The sequence below is a fragment of the Duganella caerulea genome, from assembly GCF_040362985.1.
Classification (GTDB): Bacteria; Pseudomonadota; Gammaproteobacteria; order Burkholderiales; family Burkholderiaceae_D; genus Rugamonas; species Rugamonas vulcania.
Window position 1 is genome coordinate 1 of the sequence record NZ_BPWJ01000034.1, and the last position, 670, is coordinate 670.

Annotated in this window: 1 protein-coding gene; it reads right to left on the reverse strand. The window is 61.2% G+C overall.

The genetic code is table 11. The features are described from left to right. Nucleotides 1-670: TonB-dependent receptor domain-containing protein (locus tag ACUJB0_RS31715; RefSeq protein WP_444848732.1), on the reverse strand; the 670-nt coding region annotated here is incomplete at both ends.

The window sequence follows — 670 nt, forward strand, 5'->3', positions numbered from 1 at the left end:
CAGGTCGAGGTTGGTGGAGCGCGTCGGTTTCAGGTCCGGGTTGCCGCCGCTGCCCGAGCCATAACCCACCTTGGACACGTCGTCGCTGAGCTGCAGGACGGGATTCAGATCGCCGAAGTTCGGGCGGCGCAGGGTCTGGCCATAGTTGAAGCGCACCACGACGTCCTTGGATGGGTCGTAAATCAGCGTCATGCTGGGCAGGAACTTGCTGGTCGACTTGCTGGCACCGGACGGCGTGACCGCCTTGGTGGTGGCATCGACCTTGTAGAAACTCATGTCGGTATCGACCTTCACATAGCGCATGCCGAAATTGCCGCGCAGGCGATGGCCGAACACTTCATTCTGGGTATTCCCCATCACGAACAGGTTCTTCGTCTTTTCATCGACGTCGAACGTCTTCTGCAGGCTCAGCTTATCCGTCGTCAGGAAGTTCGCATCGGCCGCGTTGTACATCTTGCGCCATTCGTCGATATGGTCGCGGATGTAGTAGGCGTTCGGCTCCACCCAGGAGCGCGGAACATCCGAGATGTCCGTGCCGAAGTTCGAGTTGGTGGAGGAGTACGCCGCACCCAGCGAGGCCAGGTTGCGGCCCAGGAAGGCCGATTGGTTGCGGTTGGCCTCGGACGCCTTGCGGTCGTCGTAGCGCGCGCCGAACTGGACCGTCTGCAGC